The sequence below is a fragment of the Mongoliitalea sp. genome (genome assembly GCF_054166905.1).
The window spans coordinates 132,928-157,128 of record NZ_JBSZCK010000011.1; the positions used below are offsets into that span (position 1 = coordinate 132,928).

Here is a 24,201-nt window from a genome sequence, read left to right on the forward strand (position 1 = left end):
GCAAAATATTGCCGAATAACTATTCAATTATTTAAATAAATTCATGCATGAATTATTCAAATCTTCGTAAATCTCTGATTCTCTACCTGTGGGTCTGTTTGGTACACATAGCTACAGGACAAGTGAACGATAAGGTGCTGATTACAGATCTTACAAACATTATCTCCACGAGTAATCATCAAATCAGCCCCGATGGAAACTTGGTTTATTTTGTAAAAAACTATATAGAAATCACAGGTGAGGATACGTATCAGTACAAATCCCAACTATGGAAAACGGAATTAAAGGCTCCATTTTCCAGCAGTCCAGTTACTTCTTCGGATTACAACGTATCATCCTTTAAATTATCCCCTGATGGGAAAAATTTAGCCTTCACTCGGGTAAAAGATGGAAAGGCCCAAATCTACTTACTCCCTACCGCTGGAGGAGAAAGTCAACAATTGACTAAGGAAAAAAATGGAGCTTCCAATCCAATTTGGTCTCCTGATTCAAAAAAAATATTGTTTTCGGTGACGCTTCCCATTTGGGCTATAGAAGGAACTCCGGATTGGGAACAACCAAGACCTGGAAGAAGGTACGGTGACGAACCTAACTACAAGGCCATACAGGCTGGCCTGTCAAAAGAAGAAATCAAACCAAATCCCGATGGAAGTCTCGAAGAAATGCGTGCTTTCTTGGCGAAGAACAATGCCAAAAATGACCCAAAAGTCATAGACCGTTTGAATTTTCTTGGTGAATTGGATTTAAGTCCTGAATTAAGTTTCTCTCATTTAGGAATCGTGGATGTACAATCTGGACAATCAGAAATAATCACCAAAGGCTTTCAAAGCTTTTTCGGAGCTACTTGGAGTCCTGATATGCAACATATTTTTGCTTCCTCACTTTTTAACGATATTCATCCCGATGAAACCAACCATACGGAAGTTTGGAAAGTCAACCTTACCACCAAAGAAGCAAGTAAATTCTTCGGATTAGAAAATCATCGCGTGGGAAATCCTTCATTCTCACCAGATGGCCGATGGATCGCAGTAGGAGGCCAAAATGTAGAAGAGCCCTCCTACAATCAATCCATGATTGGGGTTATGAGAGCAGATGGCACGGGCTTTAAGTGGATTACAGAAGCACTTGATCGCTCCGTTTCTTCTCCAACTTGGACAGCAGATTCTCAAAGCCTTTACTTTACAGGGGCTAGTAATGGTGGATTCTATTTGTGGAAAGCAGCTGTGAATACTGGTAAAATTGATCCCGTAATCAGTGGGCAAATCGGTGTAAGCAGCTTTGATATCGTGGGACAACGACTGGTATACGCATTGACCAAGATTGAACATATCTCTGAAATGTTTGTCGCCGACCTTAATAACCGAAATCCACAGCAAATCAGCACTTGGAATCAAGGGTGGTTGGCAGGCAAAAAACTATCCAAACCTAGTTTCCATACCTTGCAGACAGCAGATGGTTTTGAAATTGAGTATTGGGTAATGCCTCCTGCGGAAGTTAAAGAGGGAGTAAAGTATCCTACCATTTTAAATATGCACGGCGGGCCTTCTGCCATGTGGGGTCCGGGAGAAGGCTCTATGTGGCATGAATTCCAAGTGATGGCAGCCAAGGGCTATGGAGTGGTTTATGCAAACCCTAGAGGTAGTGGTGGTTACGGCAAGGCATTTCAAAAAGGAAATTTCCAAGATTGGGGAGATGGTCCGGCGGCAGATGTGTTGGCTGCCTTGGATAAAGCAACAGAACAATATGCTTGGATAGACAAAGACCAGTATTTCCTAACTGGCGGATCCTATGCAGGTTATTTGACTGCTTGGATTGTGGGACATGACCATCGATTTAAAGCTGCTTTTGCGCAACGAGGGGTGTATGAATTGACTTTCTTCCTGGGAGAAGGCAATGCTTGGAGATTAGTACCCAATCACTTTGGCTATCCTTGGGAAGAGGGGGTAAAAGAAATAATGGATTATAATAGCCCACAAACCTATGTTCAGAATATTCAAACTCCCCTATTGATAAAGCATGGAGATCAGGATTTAAGAACAGGTGTAAGACAATCAGAACTCCTTTACAAAAGTTTGAAAATACTAGGTAAGCCTGTGGAATATGTACGCTACCCAGGTGAAGGTCATGAACTTTCCCGCTCAGGTGCGATTCATAGAAGAATCGACCGAATGGCTAGAATCATTGAATTCTTTGAGCGCTATGTTGAACACCCATAACTGATTTATAAAAAAATGAGAAAAATATCCTTAGTATTCATTTGCATTGCTTGGATTGCAAGCAATGCGATTGCACAAAATGCAAGTAAAGAACCAAGGCCTATTTCATGGCAAGACATTCCTGCATGGAAATCCATTAATATGGGCACCGTGCAGCTATCTCCTGACGGGCAATGGATGACCCATGTGATGGGTATGGTAGAAGGAGATAGCGAACTAATCCTTCAAAAAACCAATGACCCAGAGGAAAAGAAAACATTCAAAATTGGTTCGAGTAATTTTCCTTCTGTGAGCTTTTCAGAAAATGGAAAATGGTTAGCATTCAAAGAATATCCTACCGATAAAGAAAGAAAAGCTGCTGCCAAGTCAGGAGGCAGAGGGTTGAAAGAAAAATTGATTTTGGTTGATCTCTCTAATGACTTCAAGCAAACAACCTTTGAAAATGTAGGTTCTTTCAATTTCAACGGCAAGGCATCCACCCATCTAGCCATCAATCTCAACAGAGAAGGGTCTAATGGAGATGCTAAAGGTTCTGATTTGGTACTACTTCATCTAGTATCCGGTAAAAAACAAAATATTGGAAATGTAAGTGATTTCGGTTTCAATAAATCAGGAGAGTATTTAGCGTATGCAGTAGATGCCGCCAATCAAGTGGGTAATGGAATTTATTTATTGACGATAAACTCTGGGAAAACAGAAGTTTTGGATTCCGATGCTGCTACTTATCGTTCCATCGCTTGGACAGAAAAAGGGGATGCTTTTGCCCTTTTGAAGATGGTCAAAGACAAACAGTACAAGCAAGACCATGGAAAAGTATTGGGTGTAAAAAATCTAACCGCCCCACAACTGACCATATATGACCCTCAGAAAGACAGTGTCAACTTCCTCAAGGAATCTACCATCAGTCCTAACAGAAGGCCTATGTGGTCAGATGATTTGAATCGCCTGTTTTTCGGCATTCATGCACTTATTCCTGAGAAAAAAGAAAGCAAAAGAGAAGAAGAACCGATAACCAATAAGGATTCGCTTGAAAAAGCACAGCTTCAGAAAATCCTTGCTGATACCACTGTCAAATCCCTGGATGATTTGAGAAAAGCTGTTGCAAAGACCTCTTCTACTTCTGAAAAAACAAATGGGACTAACGATGCCACCAAACCAGACATGACCATTTGGCATTGGCAAGATAGTCGCTTACAATCGAGGCAGCAGGTGTTGGAGAACCAAGATAAGATGTACAATACCTATGGAATGTATGATGTAGCTAAGAAACAGTTTGTCTCTTTACAGGATAGCAGTTTCCGTGAAATGACCATCCTTCCTAAACATAGGTTTGGTTTGGGACTTGACTTGCAAGCGTATGAGTTAGATATCAATTTAGATGGTCAGAATTACAGGGATATTTATACCATTGACCTGCTGACGGGTGAAAAGACACTAGTATTTAAGAAATTCTATGTTCCTAGCCCAGCTTCTTTGCCAAGGCCTTCACCAGATGGAACAAAACTCCTTTTGGCTAAGGATGGACATTTCCATGTCTACGATATTCCAAGCAAGCAATTAAGAAACCTGACAGAAACCTTACCCGTCAGCTTTGTCGATGAGTCAAACGATCGAAATGTAGAACTACCGATGTACAGCGCAATGGGATGGTCTTCAGACAGCCGTTTTGTTTTACTGAGAGATGGATGGGATATCTGGCAAGTGCCAGTAGTCGCAGGGAGAGAACGTGCTCAAAACATTACACAAAATGGACGTAAGGAACAAATTCGCTATCAAAGCCGATATGTATTAGATTCTGAAGAGAAAGGCGTTGATCTAAGCAAGGCACAGTATTTCGGAACTTATGGGGAGTGGACCAAAAAGAGTGGTATCGCGAGAGTTAACGGAGGAAAAGCAGGATTGACTCCAGGGGCAACAGCACTGATTTGGGAAGATGCAACTATCAACCGCTTTACCAAAGCTAAAAATGCAGAAGTTTACTACTTCACCAAAGAGAAATTTAATGAACCTACCAACGTATACCTAACTGATGCTACTATTGGGAAGCAGGAACAAGTTACCCAAAATGCGCCTGATGCAGGAAAGTATGTATGGTCTTCAGGAGCTCAATTGGTTGATTATGTTTCCGATAAAGGTGATACTCTCCAAGCAGCACTTTTTTTACCAGCGAATTATGAAGCAGGTAAAAAGTACCCAACCATCATTTATTACTACGAAAAACTATCCCAAACCCTTCATAACTACAGTAACCCAGGATTCTCAGGAACCGGATGGAATCCTGCCGTCTACACCTCCAATGGATATGCTGTTTTAGTCCCAGATATTGTTTATCAATTGGATGACCCAGGGATGTCAGCTGTTTGGTGTGTTTTGCCAGCGGTAAAAGAAGCCTTGAAGACGGGAATTATTGATGAACAAAATATGGGGTTACATGGACATTCATGGGGAGGTTACCAAACTTCTTTTTTGATTACCCAGACGAAGCAATTCAAGGCTGCTGCTGCCGGAGCTCCATTGACCAATATGATTTCCATGTATGATTTGATTTATTGGAATACAGGAGGTGGAAATATGGCCATTTTTGAATCCTCTCAGGGAAGATTCAGAGGTGGACCTTGGGAGAATTGGGATTCGTACCAAAGAAACTCACCGGTTTACCATGTGAAAAATGTAGAAACACCCTTACTAATGCTTCATAATGATAAAGACGGTGCGGTAGATTTCACCCAAGGAATTGAGTATTACAATGCGTTGAGAAGATTAAAAAAACCTGTAATCATGGCTCAATACAAAGGTGAAAACCATGGATTATCCAAGTTGGAAAACAGAAAGGATTACAGTGTTCGTATGTTGGAATTCTTTGATTATCATCTCAAAGGCAAAAAAGACATCGATTGGATAGACTCAGGAGTGTCAAAGTTAAGCTTAGATGAACACCTTTCTGGCCGCACATTTAGTGCAAATTCATATTAAAAACATCCTACTAAATGATTATTCATGCAATAATCCAAAAAATAATAACTGAACTCGACAAAAAATACCCAAAATTGGGTATTTTTTTGTAACTTTTATTTCGTACTTTTGAATCGGTAGATTAACTCTATCAAGTGTTTAAGTTCAAATAAGGGTTTTCCAACGAAAAAGTCTCTGAGGCATATTAGAGAGTTTTTAAAATAAAAAAGCTGCTCATCCCTGAGCAGCTTTTTTTTACTTATTGAGCTTATTCAACTTCTGTTGAATCTGCTTCAATCTCCAAAATTTCCTCTTCAACTTCAGGAGCAACTTCTTCGATTACTATTTCTTCAACTTCAACTTCTTCAGTTGTTTTGTTGCCGCAAGATGCTAGCATAATTCCTGCTGCAAACATCATTGCAAAGATCATTTTCTTCATGATTGTATTTGTTTGATTGGTACTTTTGTACAACTACATATGTATAAATCTCATGCCAAAACATCTATTTTTCAGCAGTTTATACAGATTTATTTTTCGAAATCGATTGAATCAACTTATTGGCATAATTGCTCATTCGGACCATCCTCCACCTAATGCTCTATACAACCTGACATTGGCCTGAAGTTGTTGTTTTTTCAAGTCAATCAGTTCGATTTCTGCCTGCAAGGCATTCACCTGAGCATTCAAAACTTCCAAGTATCCTGCATATCCTACACGGAACATGATGTTGGAATTTTCTACAGAACGCTTCTGCACTTCAACCTCATATGTTTTCAACTGCAATTGCTCATCAAAAGCATTGAACTCATTGACCAAATTCAATACTTCCAGATAACTTTTGAAGATGGTTTGCTCATAATCTAAATAGGCGATCTTTTGATTGGCTCTGGCAGCTTCAAAATCCATCCGGATTTGGTTTCTATTGAATACAGGTGCAACCAAACCAGCTCCTAGTTGGTACACAGTAGAAGCTGGACTGAAAAACAAGCGAGAGAAATCAAAGGCATTGAAGCCGGTCATTCCTCCCAACTGAATACTTGGAAAGAAAGCAGCCCGTGCAACATATACTTCTGCTTTGGTTGCCAACAATTCACGCTCGGCCCTACGGATATCCGGCCTATATGCAAGCAAATCAGCCGGTAATCCTATATTCACTAAGTCTGGAACACCGAATACCTCATCCATACCATTGCGGTTATGCTGAAAATCATAGACCCCAAGCAATTGGGCCATTTGCAGTTCTGCTGTCCTGAGTTCTCGCTTTTTATCGATCAATTGAGCTTTGGAATTCAGCATCAAGGCTTCAAACTGATCTACGGCTAATTGATTTTCTTTCCCTGATTCTTTCAAATCCTTGGAAAGATTGACAGCAAACTCCTGCAACTGGATGTTAGCTTCCAAAATCCGGATTTCCTCGTCCAAAGCAACCAACTCAAAGTACTGTTGAGAGACTTCCCCGACCAACCAGGTTTTAATGGCATTGACCATTTCTTCAGAAGCCAAGTATCTGGAAAAAGCTGCTTTTTTACGATTGCGAAGCTTGGACCAAACGTCAATTTCCCAGCTAAATTGGGCACCAACAATAAAATCGCGGTAAGGATCTGGAATAAGTTTATCTTCGGGCACTGTTGGAGAAAGGTTGGAGTCGGCATTACCGACTCCATCCATGGTGTACTCTCCAAACCTCCTTACGGAAGCACCCGCAAGTGCATTGACCTCTGGAAGTAATCCACCTTTAGCTATCCTGTAGTTAGCTCGGGCTATCCGGATTCTTTCCAGTGTTTTCAAATGATCCTGATTATTGTCCAAGGCTACTTGGATCAACTCTTTGAGATACTCATCCTCAAAGAAATTTTGCCATTGAAGTAATGCAGCAGAAGACTGATCTTCCCTTTGAGCTGCTTCTTCAAAATCCCCAGGCAATTGTGTGTGAGTATCTTCTATGACCAATTCTGCAGATTTACAAGAAACGAGCAAAAGCCCCAGCAGAAATACTCCCAGTAGGGTATTTAATGATACTAAATTTTTCATGATGCTACTACTTGCTCTTGTTTGATCTCAACAATTTTCTTTTTCTTGAATTTGGTATCAAGCGTTTCAAATACCACATAAAGGCCAGGAATCAAAAATACCCCTACTAAGGTACCAATAAGCATTCCACCAGCAGCGGCCGTACCAATCGTACGGTTACCGATAGCTCCCGCCCCACTCGCAATGGTCAAAGGAATCAAACCGGCAATAAATGCAAAGGAAGTCATCAAAATCGGTCTCAACCGTTCTACACCACCTTTGATGGCACTTTGTAAAATGGAAAGTCCCCTATCCCTATTTTGGATAGCAATCTCCACGATCAGAATGGCGTTTTTACCTAAGAGACCGATCAACATCACCAAGGAAACCTGTGCATAAATGTTGTTTTCTAAACCTGTCAACTTCAAAAACAAGAAGGAACCAAAAATCCCCGCAGGAAGTGAAAGGATTACAGGCAAAGGCAAGAAATAGCTCTCATATTGAGCTGCCAATAACAAATACACGAAAATCAAACAGACTGCGAAAATGTAGATGGCCTGATTTCCAGACTCAATCTGCTCCCGTGTAATTCCTGACCAATCGATATCAAAGCCTCTTGGCAAGACCTTTAAAGCTACTTCTTCCACTGCCTTGATGGCATCTCCGGAAGAATAGCCAGGCGCTGCATCACCCGTAATCAAAGCAGAATTAAACATATTGTATCGGGTCAACTGCTCCGGGCCATACACCTTTTCCAAGGTGAGAAAATTGGAATAAGGCACCATTTGTCCTCGATCATTCTTTGCGTACATGCGAAGTAAGGACTCCGGTGAGGTCCTGTATTCAGGGGATGCTTGAATCATCACTTTATACATCTGACCATAGCGAATAAAGTTGGAAGAATAGAAGCTACCAATGTAAGACTGTAGCGTTTCCATGGCTTCATTAACAGATACCCCAAGTTTGGCGGCCTTGTCATGATCCACGTTCAACACGTATTGAGGGAAGTTAGGCTCAAAGTTGGTAGTCACCTCTTTCAATTCAGGCCGGGCATTCAATTCATCTAAGAAGTCCTTTGTGACCTGTGCCATCACATCCAAGGAACCGCCCGTTTTGTCCTGCATCCGCAATTCAAAACCAGAAGCATTACCAAAGCCCGGCACCGGAGGTGGTGAGAAGAATTGGATTTCCGCACCCTTGATATGAGCCACTCGCTCTTGATACTCTGCAATGAGCTCATTTACATTTTTATCCCGTTCACCCCAACCTACCAAGTTGACCATTCCCATTCCGTAAGATGCTCCGGCAGTTTCTGTCATCAAACTATAGCCTGCCAAGGTGGAAACCGTTTCTACTTCATCTAAAGGAAGTAAGCTGGCTTGTACCAAATCCATCACTTCAGAAGTCCGCTCCACCGTAGCACCCGGAGGTGTGGTCACATTCACATATACCATCCCTTGATCTTCATTAGGGATAAATCCAGTAGGCAACAAAGCCAATCCTCCATAGGTCAAAGCAAAAAATAACACCAAAGCACCAAAAGTGACCACTCTCCTACCCGCAATTGCATTTACCACGCCACTATATTTAGCGGCTAATGCATCATATCGCTTGTTGAAACCATAGAAGAACTTTTGGAGCCTTCCATTTTTTGGACTATGGTCCACATCTACCGGCTTCAATAACATCGCACAAAGTGCGGGTGAGAGTGTCAAGGCATTGATCCCCGAGATCACAATCGCAATGGCCAAGGTCAACGAAAACTGTCTATAGAAAATTCCTACAGGCCCAGAAAGGAAACTTACCGGAACAAAAACTGCCGACATTACCAAAGTAATCGCTACAATTGCTCCTCCGATTTCTTTCATGGCTGCCAAGGTCGCATCCATGGCATTCAGTTTAAGATCATGCATTTTCACGTGCACTGCTTCCACCACCACAATGGCATTATCCACCACAATCCCAATGGCAAGCACCAATGCGAATAAGGTTAACAAGTTGATGGAAAAACCAAATAGCTGCATGAAGAAGAAGGTACCAATCAAAGAAACTGGCACAGCAATGGCAGGAATCAAGGTAGATCTGAAATCCTGAAGGAAAATAAATACTACCAAGGAAACCAACAGGAAAGCTTCCACAAGCGTTTTGAGTACTTCAAAAATGGATGCATTTAAGAACCTCGAAACATCATAGGACACATTATATTCCATACCCGGAGGAAATGAATCCTCTTGGAGTTCATCCATTTTGTCTTTGATATTTTGGATAACCTCCCTCGCATTGGAACCCGGTCTTTGCTTAATCATGATAGAAGCAGAAGGCTTACCATCTGTCATCGATACCATGCTGTATTCCTGCGAGTCAAAAACCACATCGGCCACATCTCTCAACTTGAGTAGAGAACCATCTGGCAAGGCCTTTAACGTGATATTTTCAAACTGTTCTTCTTGGTTAAATTTACCCGTGTACTTCAATACATATTGTAAGGCCTGAGGATCTCTGTCGGAAGAAATCCCTGATTTACCGGGAGCAGCTTCCACATTTTGCTGCCGAATGGCTTCTGTGACATCTTGGGGAGAAAGGTTATAGGCCACCAATCGGTCAGGTTTTAGCCACACGCGCATGGCATAATCTTTAAAGCCCATAATTTGGGCAAAACCTACCCCATCAATCCGCTTCAATTCGGGAAGGATATTGATATCGGCAAAGTTGTACACAAACTTCTCATCTTGCGTAGAATCCGAGGTAACCAAATTGAGGTACAACAACATGGAATTCACCTCTTTTTCAGTTTGCACACCTGCTCGGATTACCTCTTCAGGAAGTTCATCCAATACCGTAGTCACCCTGTTCTGTACGTTTACAGCCGCTTGGTCTGGGTCAGTTCCAACTTCAAATACAATATTGATCAGGGTTACACCATCATTGGTGTTCACCGAAGTCATGTAACTCATACCCGGTACCCCATTGATGGCACGTTCCAAAGGTGTTGCCACTGCCTTAGAAAGAACCTCCGCATTAGCTCCCGTATATTTGGCCGTCACTACCACTGAAGGTGGAACAATCTCTGGGAACTGTGTAATTGGCAGAGAAGTCAATGATAATATACCCAAGAGGGTAATAAAGATCGAAATTACCGTGGATAAGATCGGTCGTTTAATAAATAACTCTAACATGATTTAGGACTTTACCAAGGTGTCATAAACTTCATTTTCAGGAGTCAATTCAGGCATGATTTCCATGCCGTCCTTTACTTGCTGAATTCCCTCATAGATGATGCGATCACCCGGTTCAAAACCATCGGCTATGTAGAATAAACCAAAACGCTGTCTAGGCTTAAAGCTTCGTACCCTCACCTTATTATTTTTATCCACGATGTACACATAATTGTAATCCTGGATTTCAAACGTGGATTTTTGGGGAATCAAAAAGATATCCTCTATGGTTTCACTCATTTCCACCTTTCCTGTAGAGCCGTGTTTGATCAACTGATCAGGATTAGGGAAACGTACCCGAAAGGCAATCGAGCCTGTACCCCGTTCAAAGTCAGCCTCCATGGTTTCCAATCTTCCTTTGTGATCATAATAGCCCCCATCGGATAAAATCAAGGATATTTCCTGATCATCCAAGGTTTCATTTTCGATTTTTGCACGCATGTATTGCAAGTACTCATTTTCGGTCACTTTGTAGTAGGCAAAGATCTCCGAGATATCCGTAATATTGGTCAATAAGTCACCTGCGGTCACCAAGCTCCCAGTTTTGTAGGGAATACGGTCAACAATCCCATCGAAAGGCGCTTTGATAGTTGTATAAGACAAGCCTGTTTTGGCATTTTTCAGCATGGACTCAGCCTCTGAAATGGCAGATTCCGCTACTGCTTTTTTGGAAATGGCCAATTGATATTCTGACCTGGCAATGATGTTTTTATCCACCAAGACTTTGAGACGGTCCACTTCGAGCTGAGCTGCCTGAGCCTCCGCCCGAGCCTGGAATAGACGAGCATTGGCAGAATTGACCAGTTCATTGTATTCATTGGAAGTCAATTGAAATAGATTTTGGCCTTTTTTGACAAATTGACCTTCATCTACATAAATTCGGTCCACAAAGCCTTCCACTTTAGCCCGCACTTCTACAAACTGTACGGCCTGAATGTCGCTGACATAAGTTTTAGGAAGGGTTATACTCATCGGTTGGAGTTCCACGATAGGCACCTGAATGAGCACTTGGTTTTGATTTTTGCTGTTACCGTTGCTACAGGCAACAAGATTCAATAGGGCCACAAAAAGGACCGCGTAACTCAACATAGGAAGCATAGAAGCCCCTATTCGAGTGTTCAATGAATTGGTTTTCATAAATAAATGAATAGTGAATAATCTTTCAGAGAAAGTTATTAGAGGGTTTATCGCAAATAAAAGAAGAGGAAGATCTCCCTAATCAGGGAGCATTGGCAGCAATGGATTTGCCAATCAAAAAATCAAGACCAGTAAATATCTCAAGTGGAATGTATGCAGCTTCCGGCAAAGAAGGCTTAATCAGTCTCAATGCCTCTGAAACAAAATCAAAAACACTTAGCACAACAATCCGCTGTATTTTCAATGTTTGTGTTTGGGATGATCTGGATATGGATGTAGGGAAATCTACATAGTCAAAGTCTGATTCATTCAAAAACTCCCCTACATATTCTATATCCTGCTCTTCCTCAAACCCATCAAAAACGGCCAATACCACAAAAAACAATGCCATCGCAAGAGCAATCATGCGAAGAATTGGAAGCGTGTATGGGACTGTTTGTTTCACGATACAAAAGTAGTCAAATTTTGAACCAAAAAATCTTTTTTCAACAATCTACAGAAAATAATATTTCGATTTTTTCCAAAGCTGATAGACTCAACTATATACTTGATAAAAACGCTTGTTGAGTCTATCAGCTTTGTGAATTATTTCATACTCAAATCCCAGCCAAAGAAGTTAAGTTCGATCACCAAGCCTGATGGCTTATCATTCCCTTCGTTGGGCAGCAAGATACCTGCACAAAACTGAAATCGTTTGGTAACATTGTACATAGCTCCAATGACGGCAGCTGAAGATTCATTATCCCCACTGATCCAATCCCCCATCAGATATGTTCGTGGAGCTACCTTTAACTCATAACCAACAAGAAAACCCACCTGAGTGCCATCACCTACAAAGTTTCTGTTGGTATGATACATTCCACCAATAATGCGGCTTTTCTTGTTCATGAAATGAAATACGCCAATGCCATAATTGAAATAAGCCAATTCCTTTTCATCCCATTGGTCAGCTAAATTAATCCCAGTCTGCGTGCCAAAATTGACATCAAAGGTTTCTGATATCCGAAACTGTTTTTGAATAGATGGCATCAAATGTGGGGATAATGCTCCCTGTGAGGGATTATCATTAGTGATAAATTCTAGCGTAGGATTAAAGCCAATGCCTTTACCTACCAAATTTACACCTATATCCCAACCCTTGCCCAAACCGTAAACAAAATGGCCTTTGGATTCAAACATTGGCTGATAAATATTGAATTGATGCTGGTAAAACACTTTGTTTTTTTCTGTGATATCTCCTGAGGGTATATTAAATAGATTTTGCTGAGCCATACCGATATTGCAGACCAATACCAAGGCCACTAACATGAATAGTCGCATGTGATAGTTGATTTTTTAAAAGAAAATAGATAGTAAACTAGTAAAAAGCATTGCCCAAAAGCTGATATCCAGCCTTTTCCTTACATAGACTGTTTACTTAAGTTGACTTACTAAAGTCACTTTTACTGTAATGAAAAGGTTTAGAAGCAATGCACTGTTGGAAACAGCACTAGGGGGCATTTCTAAAAATACTGGAACCTACAAAAAACTCATATACTATTTGGACTTTAGGAGGCTGTATAAAAAAATCATCCTTGTACACCTTGAACGGCACTATAACTGACAATAGAAAATCAACAACCTTGATTTGTTCCGTTCTTTCAAACAATACCAAAGGAGACTCAATGGCTCGGGATATTTTGACAGGAAAATCAAAATCATCAAAATCTTGCTCGGTAATGATTTCAATTTCCTGATACAAAACATCTTCCAAATCTTCAAAATGATCGCAAACAGCCAAAAAAGTAAAAACAGCCACCAACAAAACAGGTAGTGTTTTAGCTAAACTTTTTTTACTTCGGATCAATTGAAGAAACATACAAATAACCTTTTCCGCTTATTTTTAAATTGATTCATACGGTCAGCCATCATTTTTGGTTTCAATAACCAAGAATACTAGCCCGATTTCAGTAAATTTTTGCAATTTTTGTTCTTTCAATGAAGAGTTTGACATAATGAAAAAAGATTTACGCATCATATATATGGGAACGCCTGAATTTGCGGTTCCTTCCTTACAAAAATTAGTAGCAGCAGGTTGGAATGTTGTAGCGGTTATCACAGCACCCGACAAACCTAAAGGCAGAGGTCAGAAACTTATTCCTTCACCGGTAAAAGAAGCTGCCTTGGAATTGAATATCCCTGTACTCCAACCTACCAACTTGAAATCTCCACATTTTTTAGAGGAACTTGCTTCCTACAAAGCTAACCTACAAATCGTAGTAGCTTTCCGCATGCTTCCTGAAGTTGTTTGGGGCATGCCATCCTTAGGCACCTTCAACCTGCATGCATCTCTCCTCCCCAACTATCGTGGCGCTGCACCAATCAATTGGGCCATCATCAATGGTGAGACGGAAACAGGCATGACAACCTTTTTCCTCAAACACGAGATAGATACTGGAAATATTATTTTGCAAGAAAAAGAACCGATCCATCCTGAAGACAATGTAGGTAGTCTATATGCCCGAATGATGGAAAAGGGATCGAGGTTAGTAGTCAAAACTGTGGAGTTGATTGCAAATGGAACAGTGACAACCTACCCTCAGGATGAGAGGGAATTTGAGCATCATGCACCCAAAATATTCAAAGAAACCTGTCAGATAGATTGGTTAAAGGATGCGACGAGTATCCATAATTTGGTAAGAGGACTTTCACCCTATCCTGCTGCATGGACTCTTTTACAAGACAAAACTTGCAAAATTTTTCTTACAGAGCCTTCCCCATCTGAAGATCCAAACTTAAAAGCGGGTGAATGGTCATCTGATGGAAAAACTTATCTCTATTTTCAGACCGGCCAAGGTAAAATTTACATCAAAGAGCTCCAACTGGAGGGTAAAAAAAGAATGGGTATTGAGGAGTTTTTGAGGGGGTTTAAATTGTAACATCGAATTTAAAAATAAGAACTCAGATTTTTGATTTGTTTTCAAAATACTTAACTTTCAATGTATTAACCTAAATGTTTTTATTATGAAATCATGTGTTTTAGTAGTTTTTGCATTTTTATTTACCCTATCTGTCGAGGCTCAATTGATGCGACAGTTAAAAAATGCAGCAGAAAGAGGTGTAGGCAAAGCTGTAGAAAGACGTGTAGAAGCTGAAGCCGAGAAGTTAGCCCAAAAACAATTGGAAAAAGCCTTTGGTGAACTTTATGGTTCCGAGGGAATGAAAGGATTTGATATGAGTAAAATCCTTAAAGGACTCGGAGAAGATGTTGACATTGCGGACACCTATAGTTTTGCTGGCTATAAAGTCATGGAAATCACAGGTCAGGACGAGAAAGGAAAAAAGAATGAGCCACTTACCATGAAAATTTTTTTTCCTGAAGATCCAAATGTGATGGGTTTTGAAGCTACTCCTGAAGGCAAAAACAAACAGGAAGGTAACTTTTTCATGATCTATGATTTATCTAAAAACGCCTCCATAGTACTGATGGAAACAGATGGACAAAAAAGCAGGATGGCCTATGGAATTGACTTGATGGCCATAGCAGAGTCCGTAGATGAATCAGATGAAGTGGCGGATTCAGGATCCTATTCAGTCTCTAAAACAGGAAAAACAAAAATGATCATGGGACATACCTGCGAAGAATACCTGCTCGATACAGATGAAGGAAATGCGCATTACTGGATAAGTACAGAGAAAATCGGCGCTAATCAAACATTTTTCGGTTCAGGCAATCCATTTTTGCAGGCAAGAGTCCAAAATTCACAGACTACTTTTCAAAACCTCCCTCAAGGAAACTTGTTTGAAATGGAATATATCAGCAAAACTGACAAAAGCACCATGATGATGACCACCATAGCTATTGAAAACAATAAATCTACAACATTTAAAATGGCCGATTATCCAAGTATTTTTGAGAGTATGAAAGCTGAAAAATAAGCTTTTTCAGTAGTATATCTTTCAAACATCAAACATTTTCCCCAAGTTACACTTCTTGAAAGTGAAAGCTTGGGGAATTTTGTTTTCCGAATCACGAATCCTTGGTAACTTGTCAAAAAAATCGCCTTGAAAATCTCAATCATAGTCGCAACAGCCAAAAATCAAGTCATTGGAAGAAATAATGAATTGATTTGGAGATTGTCCGCAGATCTTAAGTTCTTCAAAAACACTACCTCCGGACATCATATCATCATGGGTAGAAAAACCTATGAGTCTGTAGGTCGTCCCCTACCTAATCGAACCTCTGTGGTAATCAGCAGAAATTCGAATTTTGAAGTACCGGAAGGTCATCATGTGGTTAGCTCTTTTGAACAAGCGTTGCAGCTATGTATTGGAAAAAAATTAGAGCACGTTTTTGTTATAGGTGGAGCTGAAATTTACAAACTGGCGATGGCCTACGCCGATGAATTATTAGTAACCGAAGTTCAGGCAAACCCAGAAGGTGATGCCTTTTTCCCTTTAATCTCCCCAGAAGAATGGCAAGAGGTTAGAAGAGAAAGCTTCCAAAAAGATGAAAAGAATGAATTTGATTATGCTTTTGTCACCTACAAAAGAAAAGCACCATGAAGAAAAAAACCATTTGGATTACAGGAGCTTCTTCTGGTATCGGTGAAGCTGTCACTGAAAAATTCCTAAGAGAGGGCCACCAAGTGATTATTTCAGCAAGAAATATCGAAAAACTGGAAGAGATAAAAACCCAAAGCCCATTCAAGGAGTCTATAGCTATCCTACCGCTTGACTTACTCAAGAGTGAAGAGTTTGAATCAATCGTGGAAAAAGCGATCAATGCTTTTGGTAAAATAGATGTTTTGCTCAACAATGGCGGTATCAGTCAACGTTCGCTTGTAAAAGAGACTACCCTCGATGTTGATCGAAAAATCATGGAAGTAAATTACTTTGGTACAATAGCATTGACAAAAGCACTTTTACCTCACTTTTTGGAAAATAAAAATGGACATTTTGCTGTAGTAAGCAGTTTGGTTGGAAAGTTTGGCTCTCCCTATCGCTCCTCTTATGCTGCTTCCAAGCATGCCTTGCATGGTTTCTTTGACTCCTTAAGAGCAGAACATGTTGCTGACCACATTTATGTGACCATGATTTGTCCAGGCTTTATCCGAACCAATGTTTCCATCAATGCATTAACAGGCGACGGTTCTCCTTTAGGATCCATGGATGATGCACAAGCTAAAGGCATGAGCGCGGAAGCTTGCGCAAAAACCATTTACAAAGCCATTATCAATCAAAAAGAAGAGGTCCTGATTGGAGGAAAGGAAACCTATGCTGTCTATCTCAAACGCTTCTTCCCCACCATCTTTTCCAAAATTCTAGCAAAAGCTAAAGTCCGTTAAAGAATTGCATTACCGACTTAATTAAACCCATGTCTCAATACCAAGAAGTCAAAGCAGAAATACTAGCCATAGGTGATGAACTCCTCTATGGTCAAATAATAGATACCAATTCGCATTGGATCAGCCAAGAACTGGATAAAATTGGAGTTCGTGTAGTAAGAAGAACGACTGTAGGTGATAGCAGAGAAGCCATTTTAGAAGCTTTTGCTGCGGCCGAAAAGCGTGCCGATATCATTTTAATGACAGGTGGACTAGGTCCCACCAATGACGATCTGACCAAACCTCTACTTGCAGAATATTTTAATTGTGAAATAGAGTTGGTTCCGGAAGCTTTGGAAGCTGTCCGTACATTTTTCGAAAAACGGGGAAGGGTATTAACTGACTTAAACCGTCTGCAAGCCCACCTTCCCACCAAGTGTACTTATATCCCCAATATACTCGGGACTGCTCCGGGCATGTGGTTTGAAGAAAATCAAAAAATTTGGATGTCTATGCCAGGAGTACCCTATGAAATGAAAAAACTCATGGAAGATCATGTCATCCCACGCATCAAGTCTAACTTCAATTTACCTATCATCTACCATCAAGTAGTAAAAACAGTGGGTATTGGTGAAAGTTGGTTGGCAGATGTAATCAAAGATTGGGAAAAAGCACTTCCATCCCATATTAAATTAGCTTATTTACCTTCTTTAGGACAAGTAAGGTTACGATTGACTGCCTTTGGAGACAACTACCAAAGTTTAGAAAATGAGGTTTCCATGCAATTGCAATCATTGCTTCCTTTAATTGAAAAGTATGTTTATGGTTACAATCAAGATACTTTGGAGGAAACCGTGGGCCGCTTATTAAAAAACCAAGGAAAAACAGTTGCTTTGGCAGAAAGCTGTTCTGGTGGCTTCATTTCCCATATGATTACTTCTATCCCAGGAAGTAGTGCTTATTTCCAAGGAAGCATGATTCCCTACCATAATCAATTCAAACATGCATTATTAGATGTAGATGAGTTAACTTTGCAGACCAAAGGGGCTGTCAGTGAAGAAACTATCATTCAAATGGCTGAACATATTCGGAATAAATTTAATGCTGATTATGGCTTAGCCAGCAGTGGCATTGCTGGACCAGGAGGTGGTTGGGCAGAAAAGCCTGTGGGTACCGTTTGGATTGCTTGCAGTGATGGGCACTCCACCGTCACCAAAAAACTTCAATTGACTCAAGACCGTACCTTAAATATACAATTGACAGCTATTGCGGGACTAAATTTGCTTCGAACATGCATAATCGGACAAACAGAATAAAAATTTTGTAAATTGATTTTGCAATAGAGAAAATAAAATTTAATTTTAAAACTCAGAAATAAACCCAATTAAATAATTTAACTATGGCAACAGTAGAGATGTTGATGCCCAAAATGGGTGAAAGTATCATAGAGGGTACGATCCTTACTTGGCTCAAAAAAGAGGGTGATACCATTGAGCAAGATGAGTCTGTTTTGGAAGTAGCAACGGATAAAGTAGATACAGAAGTACCCGCTATTCACGGAGGTATTTTGAAACAAATATTGGCAAAGGAAGGTGATGTTGTGGCGGTGGGTGCTCCAATTGCCATTATTGAAACTTCCGCAGAAGTAGCTGCAAGTACACCGGCCGTATCTGTTCAAGAAGAAGCTAAAGAAGAACTAATTGCTGCAGCTCCTGCTCAGACCTCCACTTTAGTAGCAACGCCTAGTGCGCCACTTGCTACTGTAAATGATGATCGCTTTTATTCTCCTTTGGTATTAAGCATCTGTAAAGAAGAAAATATCAGCAAAGCTGAATTAGCAACTATCCCAGGTACTGGTAAAGAAGGTAGAGTGACCAAACAGGATATGCTCAACTACCTAGCCAATAGAAATGCCGCTCCAGCTGTAGCTGCTCCTACGACGCCAAGTCCTAAACCTGCTTCAGCTCCTGCTTATGTAGCACCAAAAGTGGATGTTAGCATATCAGCGCAGGATGAAATCATGGAGATGGACAGAATGCGTAAAATGATAGCGCAACGTATGGTGGACTCCAAGCGTATTTCACCTCACGTAACCTCTTTTGTGGAAGCTGATGTGACAAATATTGTTTTATGGAGAAATAAGGTGAAGGACGCCTACAAGAAAAAAGAAGGTGAAGCATTGACTTTTACTCCATTTTTTGTTCAAGCAGTAGCACGTGCCATCAAGGACTTTCCAATGATCAACATCTCTGTGGACGGTGAAAACATCATTAAAAAAAGAGATATCAATATTGGTGTAGCGGTAGCACTTCCATCAGGTAATTTGATTGTACCTGTCATCAGAAATGCAGATCAGTACAACCTGACAGGTTTATCCAAAAAAATCAATGATCTAGCGAATAGAGCAAGAATCAACAAACTTTCCCCAGATGAATTAAGTGGCGGTACGTACACTGTATCTAATGTGGGTTCGTTTGGAAACGTCATGGGTACTCCCATCATCATGCAGCCTCAAGTTGCTATCTTGGCTGTAGGGGCCATTCAAAAGAAGCCAGCCGTAGTGGAAACTCCAACGGGGGATGTGATAGCTATCCGCCATAAAATGTTCCTTTCTCACTCTTATGATCACCGAGTAGTCGATGGTTCTTTGGGAGGAATGTTTGTCAAGCGTGTTTCTGACTATTTGGAAGCCTTTGATCTAGACACAACACTTTAAAGGATTCGCGATCGAACGAATTCGCCATCCAGCTTCAGTAATGACACCTACCTGTCTTCTCTGAAATTGGATGGCTTTTAATTTTTATAGATACTCAAATAAATTTGCTGGAGGGTTTTAGCAATGATATCAATATCTACAGGTTTTGCCAAATAGCCAGTCATTCCTGTTTGGATGGCTTTTTCCCGGTCCTCATTAAATGCATTGGCTGAAAGACCCCAGATCTGTGGTGGGTGAGGCAGTCCAAGTTTAAGAATTTCTTGGGTGGCTTCCAAGCCATTCAATTTGGGCATTTGTATATCCATAAAGACCATATCATACTGTTTCTTTTGCACAGCTTCAACAGCTTCCCGGCCATTCAGTACAAAATCTACCTGATAGCCCAATTGATCCATCAGCATACCCATAAATACAATATTGGTGGTGTTATCCTCAGCTATCAATATGCGTAATGGGTATTTTTCGCCAAATGATGGTATCAAATCACTTTTTTGAATAGTACTTTTCGGTATGGCATGGTCAGCTTGGGATTCGACCGCTATTGCTTTTGCAAATACAGAAAATGAAAAAACCGAACCTTCTCCTACCTGACTTTCAATCAATAAGTCACCACCCATCAGCTCCAAAATCTTTTTAGAAATGGCAAGCCCCAAACCTGTACCCTGATACTCGCGTGTATTACTTCCATCCAATTGGAAAAAAGGCTCTGTGAGATACTTGATTTTTTCTTGCGGAATTCCTATCCCAGTGTCTTTTATTTCAAACAAAAGCATTACCGTATCATCTATGATATCCTCACAGGACAAAGACACGCTAACCTTACCTCCAATTGGTGTAAATTTGATGGAGTTGCTCAGAATATTTGAGATTACTTGCACAAGCTTCTCCCGATCTACTTCTACAAAGACAGGAATATCTCCATTGTAATTAAGCGTAAAGTCAATTTGCTTTTCTTTCAATAGACCTTCAAAAACCTGAAAAGTCCGATCCATTTCATGTTTAAATCGAAACACGGATGGCTTGAGAAACATTGCCCCTGATTCGATTTTGGAATAATCTAAAATATCATTGATAATCCCGGATAAGTTTTTGCCAGAAGACTTCAGTAGCTGTAAGTATTGTAACTGTTGAGAATTTAGAGAGGTGGTTTCAAGTAAGCTAACAATTCCCAAGAGTGCATTCATGAGGGTTCGGATTTCATGAGACATGTTGGCGAGAAACTCAGATTTAGCCTTATTCGCTTGTTCGGCGGCTTCCATCGCTTCCTTCAATCCTTTTTCCCATACCTTTTGAGCAGTAACGTCCCTAGCAATCGAAATCAGTCGGTTTTCGTCCAACTGAAAGATCCTAGTTTCAAAAATTCGAGTACCAATAGGCACCTGAAGCTCTAGATCTATCCGTTGCATCTTTCCCGTTTCTTTTGCTTTCATAAACAAATCATACACTCGTTGACCTAAGTCACCCGGAATGACTTCCAATACATTTTTACCAATCGTGTCCGCAGGTGGGTATAACAACATGCTACTGTCCTGTACATAATAATCAATAAAGTTTGCATCATTATCATAGGTGAAAATCAAGTCTGGCAAGGATTGCAGGACTAAACGAAACCGCTCCTCCGAACGGATACGCTCTTGCTCTGTACGGTACTGTTCATCAATATCTGTGAAAATACCTACTGTACCTTTATAAACTCCCACATCATCAAAAAGCAATTTTTCAAAAACCTTCACCCGGATTTTATCACCATTTTTTTTGTATATAAAAAAATCAGTTTTAAATATTTCATCCTTTCGTGCTATACTTTCTGACACTTTTTGATGAAGCTCTGGAATAATTGATTGATCTATATATGATCGGAAATTTATTAAAAAATCATCTTTTTCATAGCCCAGCACGTTTTTCACCTCGTCACCAACACTAATCATATCATTTTTTTCATTTTGAAAATAAATGAAACCATTAGATTCTTGCAGTAATAGAGACTGCCTATTAAAAAGCTCTTCTATCTCTTGCGCACTTTTGGCCAGTGATTGATTGGATTCCGTGATCGATTTATTGAATTGATAAAGAATGAAGAAAACAATCAACACTAGCGCCAAGAGTCCAATAATCAAATAAACATAGGTTGTAAAAGCACTCGATGCTTTCCAATCCAAAGCCTGTACAAAAATAAGAGAGGCATCTTGTTTCAAAGGATTTAAGCGAATAGGATAAAAATGAATCCACACATCCAAGGTAGCTCCATCTCTGGTTGACATCTGCCCGCTGGTCAAACCTTTAAGTCCTTTTTTCAATTGCTCATTTACATAAGAAAGACTTTTGAGATCCATTTTATACTCTAAAAAGTAAGAGTCATCCACCAAATCGAAAATATCCTCATCCACAGTCATAAATTTGGAAGATTTCGGACCTAGGTAGTAGTTAGACAACTGATTATCAGCAAACCTTTGCAAGTTCAAATGAACGTGAAAAATAAGCTTTTTTTCTGCATTTCTCAGAATGAACGAATTGTCTTTATTATCAAGAAAAAGTGGTGTTTTTTCTCGAAACTTTCGGATGAAAGTATTTTTATCGTCAAAGTGAAAAGAAACCCGGTGATTGGGGAAATCAACTATGATCGTATCAATCAAATCTCTGTGATTATTGAAGATTCTTTTAGCCCTTCCCTCAAATGCTAATTGTTCATTTCCCGTCCTTTCGTAAGTCCAATTTTCAAGATTATTGATAAAAAACAGCATATCATCATGCATGAAATTAAAGGACTTCTCAGTTTCCTTACCAGCTAATTCAATTTGTTTGGACAGTGTTTGATTATAAGACCTAATCTGATTTTCATTGAGAGCTATGTAAAAATAAAAGGCGAGGAAAAGGATAGAAAATACCAAAAATACACCCAATAACACTAGGCCTCTTGTGGCTTTGTCAAGCTTAAATATATCTCTGAGTTGCTTCATTACCAGTTCAAATCGATTAAATACCAATCCATGCGGTCAAATTTTTTCACCACTCCAGAAAATCTATCATACTCATTGGATAAATCAAATTCCAATTTATTTGCCAATAAAACATCTGAAATCATGTTTCTGACCAAACTGTTTTTACTTTTAAATAAGTTAAACTCCTCAGGCCTGAAACTGTCAGAAGTGATGGTGTGGCTGTAGGTGTGGTCCTTCAATGGAGGCAAAGATAAGGCCTCTATGGCTCTAGATTTACCCGCAACTATGGTTCCTGTGGCATCCACAATAATCAATTGCTTGGAATACTGATTAACATATGTTTCTATGATATCTTTCAAGGTTATATCAAATCCAATAACATATAAGAGCTCCTCTTGGACATATACCGGATACAAAAGCGAAACCATCCACCCTTTTCCAACTGGGTCCAAGTAAATATCAGGAACCCAAACTGTTGACTTATTAGGATTATATTCCAAAGTGGCTTCATAGAAAAAATTAAATTCCCTCAAATCCAAATCAGGCTCCAACATAGCCTTAGCAGGATATGGAGGATATAATTTATTGACCTGCAATGGAGAATTAAAATATACCTGTGAGATGGTAGGATTGTCTTCAATGAGCTTCTTGAATTTTCGCTCTAATGGCCAGGTCCATTTTAGCAGATCTAGCGCGGCATCATTATCCTGACCTCTTTCTGAATAATAGATGGTGCAAAAGTTAGGGTCTGCATCTGGTTCTGAATTGATAATCCTTTTAGATAAATCCAGAGAATAATAGGGGTTTGATTGAGTTATTGTATCTTTTGAAGCATAAATACTCAAAGAATACTCACCCAGCTTTTTAATTTCTGATTCCAACTGATCAAAATCATACTCCATTAAGGCCATGATGGCCTCAAGTTCTAGCACCCTTTCCGAGGTATAATTACTACTCCGGGTACAACTAAATCCAAGAAAAATTGCAACAAAAAACAGCAGTGTTTTCAAAATCTCTAGCTTTTGAGTAAAGCTAAAGATTTTCTAACTCTTTTCGAAAAATTTCTCCCATTTCTTCAAATCGTGCTAAAACGGCTTGAAAAAATTCACCCTGATAAAAGTTTGACAGATCTGCCTCGTCCAAAACATCCATTTCAGGAATCTTGAACGTCTGCTCCATGGGCCCTAATTCAAATTTGATAAGGTACTTGTTATTCCAAGAAAAAACAGAAATCCTGACCTCCTGTTTTACAAACTCAGTAACAACTCTCATGGCCTGCGAACTTCAGAAGTGTAAGAAATTTCAGATTTAATTGAGGAAGCCACAGAACAATACTTGTCTACCGAAAGTGCTACAACTTTCGCAAACTCTTCCTCTTTCGCATCTGGCGAAACCAAAACAAAATTCATTTGGATATGGGTATAAAATGCTGGAACACCATCATTTCTTGTGCCTTCTACCTCCACAAAAAAATCTACAATCGTTTTCCTTTTTTTCTTCATCATCAACACCGCATCAATGGAGCTACAGCCTCCTAAAGCTGACAATAGCAAGTCCATAGGAGATTGGGCCTTTTTATTTGGCGCATCGTACATGTCGATGTCCACCTTATTTCCTTGTTGATTGATTGCTTCGTATTCATAGTCCGACTTCATGCGAACTACCGATTTTCTTACACTCATTTTAATTCAATTATCTAGTTATAGAAA

The 24,201-nt window shown here is 39.9% G+C and carries 19 protein-coding genes; 8 read left to right on the top strand and 11 right to left on the bottom strand.

Going from position 1 to position 24,201, the window contains the following annotated elements:
- The first annotated feature begins 47 nt into the window (after positions 1–47).
- Entirely contained in the window at positions 48–2,216 is a 2,169-nt protein-coding gene (locus tag ACXIUD_RS02785; protein ID WP_458051089.1) for a prolyl oligopeptidase family serine peptidase, read from the top strand.
- 15 nt (positions 2,217–2,231) lie between these two features.
- Positions 2,232–5,189, top strand: coding sequence for a prolyl oligopeptidase family serine peptidase (locus tag ACXIUD_RS02790; protein ID WP_458051090.1), 2,958 nt, complete (start codon positions 2,232–2,234; stop codon positions 5,187–5,189).
- Positions 5,190–5,436: 247 nt separating this feature from the next.
- Here ACXIUD_RS02790 and ACXIUD_RS02795 read toward each other — a convergent pair whose 3' ends face one another.
- From ACXIUD_RS02795 to ACXIUD_RS02825, 7 genes are all read right to left on the bottom strand, one after another.
- A complete protein-coding gene (locus tag ACXIUD_RS02795) occupies positions 5,437–5,607 on the bottom strand; it encodes a hypothetical protein (RefSeq protein WP_458051091.1) in 171 nt (56 codons plus the stop codon).
- Positions 5,608–5,739: 132 nt separating this feature from the next.
- Positions 5,740–7,200 carry an efflux transporter outer membrane subunit gene (locus ACXIUD_RS02800; RefSeq protein ID WP_458051092.1) on the bottom strand — a complete coding sequence of 487 codons (1,461 nt, stop codon included), beginning with the start codon at positions 7,198–7,200 and terminating at the stop codon, positions 5,740–5,742.
- Positions 7,197–10,355 carry an efflux RND transporter permease subunit gene (locus ACXIUD_RS02805; protein ID WP_458051093.1) on the bottom strand — a complete coding sequence of 1,053 codons (3,159 nt, stop codon included), beginning with the start codon at positions 10,353–10,355 and terminating at the stop codon, positions 7,197–7,199. The genes ACXIUD_RS02800 and ACXIUD_RS02805 overlap by 4 nt, the downstream gene beginning before the upstream one ends.
- Positions 10,356–10,358: 3 nt before the next feature.
- Complete coding sequence (locus ACXIUD_RS02810; protein ID WP_458051192.1) at positions 10,359–11,483, bottom strand: efflux RND transporter periplasmic adaptor subunit; 1,125 nt, start codon at positions 11,481–11,483, stop codon at positions 10,359–10,361.
- 130 nt (positions 11,484–11,613) lie between these two features.
- On the bottom strand, positions 11,614–11,976 hold the full coding sequence (locus ACXIUD_RS02815) for a hypothetical protein (protein ID WP_458051094.1): 363 nt from the start codon (positions 11,974–11,976) through the stop codon (positions 11,614–11,616).
- A 140-nt stretch (positions 11,977–12,116) separates the two neighbouring features.
- Positions 12,117–12,851 carry a hypothetical protein gene (locus ACXIUD_RS02820; protein WP_458051095.1) on the bottom strand — a complete coding sequence of 245 codons (735 nt, stop codon included), beginning with the start codon at positions 12,849–12,851 and terminating at the stop codon, positions 12,117–12,119.
- 169 nt (positions 12,852–13,020) lie between these two features.
- On the bottom strand, positions 13,021–13,389 hold the full coding sequence (locus ACXIUD_RS02825; protein ID WP_458051096.1) for a hypothetical protein: 369 nt from the start codon (positions 13,387–13,389) through the stop codon (positions 13,021–13,023).
- Positions 13,390–13,525: 136 nt separating this feature from the next.
- On the opposite strand from ACXIUD_RS02825, the gene fmt reads away from it, so the two are divergent.
- The 6 genes from fmt (at position 13,526) to ACXIUD_RS02855 (ending at position 19,553) form a co-directional block, all read left to right on the top strand.
- Complete coding sequence (gene fmt / locus ACXIUD_RS02830) at positions 13,526–14,449, top strand: methionyl-tRNA formyltransferase (RefSeq protein WP_458051097.1); 924 nt, start codon at positions 13,526–13,528, stop codon at positions 14,447–14,449.
- An 85-nt stretch (positions 14,450–14,534) separates the two neighbouring features.
- Positions 14,535–15,449, top strand: a complete 915-nt coding sequence (locus ACXIUD_RS02835; RefSeq protein ID WP_458051098.1) for a DUF4412 domain-containing protein — start codon at positions 14,535–14,537, stop codon at positions 15,447–15,449.
- Positions 15,450–15,575: 126 nt separating this feature from the next.
- Positions 15,576–16,076, top strand: coding sequence for a dihydrofolate reductase (locus tag ACXIUD_RS02840; protein ID WP_458051099.1), 501 nt, complete (start codon positions 15,576–15,578; stop codon positions 16,074–16,076).
- The gene (locus tag ACXIUD_RS02845) at positions 16,073–16,858 is read left to right on the top strand and encodes an SDR family oxidoreductase (RefSeq protein ID WP_458051100.1); all 786 of its coding nucleotides are present in this window, start codon (positions 16,073–16,075) and stop codon (positions 16,856–16,858) included. Before ACXIUD_RS02840 ends, ACXIUD_RS02845 begins: the two co-directional genes overlap by 4 nt.
- Positions 16,859–16,887: 29 nt before the next feature.
- A complete protein-coding gene (locus tag ACXIUD_RS02850) occupies positions 16,888–18,153 on the top strand; it encodes a competence/damage-inducible protein A (protein ID WP_458051101.1) in 1,266 nt (421 codons plus the stop codon).
- A gap of 83 nt (positions 18,154–18,236) precedes the next feature.
- On the top strand, positions 18,237–19,553 hold the full coding sequence (locus ACXIUD_RS02855) for a dihydrolipoamide acetyltransferase family protein (RefSeq protein ID WP_458051102.1): 1,317 nt from the start codon (positions 18,237–18,239) through the stop codon (positions 19,551–19,553).
- A gap of 77 nt (positions 19,554–19,630) precedes the next feature.
- Here ACXIUD_RS02855 and ACXIUD_RS02860 read toward each other — a convergent pair whose 3' ends face one another.
- The 4 genes from ACXIUD_RS02860 to ACXIUD_RS02875 form a co-directional block, all read right to left on the bottom strand.
- A complete protein-coding gene (locus ACXIUD_RS02860) occupies positions 19,631–22,510 on the bottom strand; it encodes a PAS domain-containing hybrid sensor histidine kinase/response regulator (RefSeq protein WP_458051103.1) in 2,880 nt (959 codons plus the stop codon).
- A complete protein-coding gene (locus tag ACXIUD_RS02865; protein ID WP_458051104.1) occupies positions 22,510–23,424 on the bottom strand; it encodes a Cache sensor protein in 915 nt (304 codons plus the stop codon). Before ACXIUD_RS02865 ends, ACXIUD_RS02860 begins: the two co-directional genes overlap by 1 nt.
- Positions 23,425–23,524: 100 nt before the next feature.
- On the bottom strand, positions 23,525–23,764 hold the full coding sequence (locus ACXIUD_RS02870) for a hypothetical protein (protein WP_458051105.1): 240 nt from the start codon (positions 23,762–23,764) through the stop codon (positions 23,525–23,527).
- Entirely contained in the window at positions 23,761–24,174 is a 414-nt protein-coding gene (locus ACXIUD_RS02875; protein ID WP_458051106.1) for an OsmC family protein, read from the bottom strand. Before ACXIUD_RS02875 ends, ACXIUD_RS02870 begins: the two co-directional genes overlap by 4 nt.
- Between the last annotated feature and the right edge of the window lie 27 nt (positions 24,175–24,201).

Bases quoted from the DNA above. Each gene is read 5' to 3' on its own strand.
- ACXIUD_RS02785 (WP_458051089.1), top strand. From the start codon at position 48: ATGAATTATTCAAATCTTCGTAAATCTCTGATTCTCTACCTGTGGGTC.
- ACXIUD_RS02790 (WP_458051090.1), top strand. From the start codon at position 2,232: ATGAGAAAAATATCCTTAGTATTCATTTGCATTGCTTGGATTGCAAGC.
- ACXIUD_RS02795 (WP_458051091.1), bottom strand. From the start codon at position 5,607: ATGAAGAAAATGATCTTTGCAATGATGTTTGCAGCAGGAATTATGCTA.
- ACXIUD_RS02800 (WP_458051092.1), bottom strand. From the start codon at position 7,200: ATGAAAAATTTAGTATCATTAAATACCCTACTGGGAGTATTTCTGCTG.
- ACXIUD_RS02805 (WP_458051093.1), bottom strand. From the start codon at position 10,355: ATGTTAGAGTTATTTATTAAACGACCGATCTTATCCACGGTAATTTCG.
- ACXIUD_RS02810 (WP_458051192.1), bottom strand. From the start codon at position 11,483: ATGTTGAGTTACGCGGTCCTTTTTGTGGCCCTATTGAATCTTGTTGCC.
- ACXIUD_RS02820 (WP_458051095.1), bottom strand. From the start codon at position 12,851: ATGCGACTATTCATGTTAGTGGCCTTGGTATTGGTCTGCAATATCGGT.
- ACXIUD_RS02825 (WP_458051096.1), bottom strand. From the start codon at position 13,389: ATGTTTCTTCAATTGATCCGAAGTAAAAAAAGTTTAGCTAAAACACTA.
- fmt (WP_458051097.1), top strand. From the start codon at position 13,526: ATGAAAAAAGATTTACGCATCATATATATGGGAACGCCTGAATTTGCG.
- ACXIUD_RS02835 (WP_458051098.1), top strand. From the start codon at position 14,535: ATGAAATCATGTGTTTTAGTAGTTTTTGCATTTTTATTTACCCTATCT.
- ACXIUD_RS02845 (WP_458051100.1), top strand. From the start codon at position 16,073: ATGAAGAAAAAAACCATTTGGATTACAGGAGCTTCTTCTGGTATCGGT.
- ACXIUD_RS02850 (WP_458051101.1), top strand. From the start codon at position 16,888: ATGTCTCAATACCAAGAAGTCAAAGCAGAAATACTAGCCATAGGTGAT.
- ACXIUD_RS02855 (WP_458051102.1), top strand. From the start codon at position 18,237: ATGGCAACAGTAGAGATGTTGATGCCCAAAATGGGTGAAAGTATCATA.
- ACXIUD_RS02860 (WP_458051103.1), bottom strand. From the start codon at position 22,510: ATGAAGCAACTCAGAGATATATTTAAGCTTGACAAAGCCACAAGAGGC.
- ACXIUD_RS02870 (WP_458051105.1), bottom strand. From the start codon at position 23,764: ATGAGAGTTGTTACTGAGTTTGTAAAACAGGAGGTCAGGATTTCTGTT.
- ACXIUD_RS02875 (WP_458051106.1), bottom strand. From the start codon at position 24,174: ATGAGTGTAAGAAAATCGGTAGTTCGCATGAAGTCGGACTATGAATAC.